Source organism: Pseudomonas sp. Q1 (assembly GCF_009935975.1).
GTDB classification, from domain to species: Bacteria; Pseudomonadota; Gammaproteobacteria; order Pseudomonadales; family Pseudomonadaceae; genus Aquipseudomonas; species Aquipseudomonas palleroniana.
On sequence record NZ_QODI01000075.1, the window covers coordinates 1 to 593 of the forward strand.

Here is a 593-nt window from a genome sequence, read left to right on the forward strand (position 1 = left end):
ATCTTGACGGTCTGAGTGCTCTTGTCGATGAACACGTCATCGCTTGGCGCCGGGACGGTCACGGTGCCGACGGTGTCGCCGGCCTTGATGGTGATGGTCGACCCGTTATCCAGCTTCAGCGTGACATCGGTGCCGGCCTTGTTGCTCAAGGTAGCGGTGTAGGTGATCTGACCACCTTCGTTAACTGCGCTTGGCGCGGTGAGGATCACGGTGGTGGTATCTGCAGTGCCCGGTGTGTCCGTTACGGTCGTAGTGACTTTATCGGTTCCCGGTACCAAGTTCTCAAAGTGCTCGCCGCCGGTAACGCCTTTGATGGCGGCAGTGACAGTTTGGTCGCCTTGATAGACGTCGTTTGGAGCGACTACCGAGACAGAACCGCTCGACTGATTCACACCGATGGTGATGGTCTGGCCGTTATCCAACGTCACGGTCAGTGGATTGGTGATGTTGGTCACCGGCGCGCCGTTTTTATCCACAAGACTGGCGGTGTAAACGATGTTGCCGCCTTCACCAACAGTGTTGGTGGCGGTCAGGACCACATCGACCTTGTCGATGGTGTCGTTGATGGTGGTGGTTGCGCCGTTGCCTGCAAC

General features: G+C 57.7%; 1 protein-coding gene. It reads right to left on the reverse strand.

Annotation, left to right across the window (positions count from 1 at the left end; translation table 11 throughout):
* The coding region (locus DK870_RS29200; RefSeq protein WP_372241753.1) for an immunoglobulin-like domain-containing protein at positions 1 to 593 on the reverse strand (593 nt) is incomplete at both ends.